Consider the following 561-nt stretch of genomic DNA (forward strand, 5'->3'; position numbering starts at 1 on the left):
CATCAACTCGAAACTCCTTCGGGTTGTATGGTTAAGTGACTAAGCGTACACGGTGGATGCCTTGGCAGTCAGAGGCGATGAAGGACGTATTAACTTGCGATAAGCCCAGATTAGGTAGTAAAAACCATTTGAGTCTGGGATTTCCGAATGGGGAAACCCAATACCATAAGGTATTACTGTTGAGTGAATACATAGCTCAACAGGGCGAACCGGGGGAACTGAAACATCTAAGTACCCCGAGGAAAAGAAATCAACCGAGATTCCGAAAGTAGCGGCGAGCGAAATTGGACTAGCCCTTAAGCTTTACACGCGTTAGACGAACAGCCTGGAAAGGCCGACGATACAGGGTGATAGTCCCGTAGTTGACGACGTGTGTTCAGTGAAATCGAGTAGGGCGGGACACGTGATATCCTGTCTGAATATGGGGGGACCATCCTCCAAGGCTAAATACTACTGACTGACCGATAGTGAACCAGTACCGTGAGGGAAAGGCGAAAAGAACCCCTGTGAGGGGAGTGAAATAGAACCTGAAACCGTGTACGTACAAGCAGTAGGAGCAGG

At 48.8% G+C, this 561-nt stretch carries 1 rRNA gene; it reads left to right on the top strand.

The annotated features are described in order from the left end of the window. Positions 1-29 precede the first annotated feature (29 nt). Positions 30-561: ribosomal RNA gene (locus tag R8N49_RS29405) — 23S ribosomal RNA — on the top strand; the annotation flags it as partial.

Source organism: Vibrio sp. 1978, assembly GCF_033344345.1.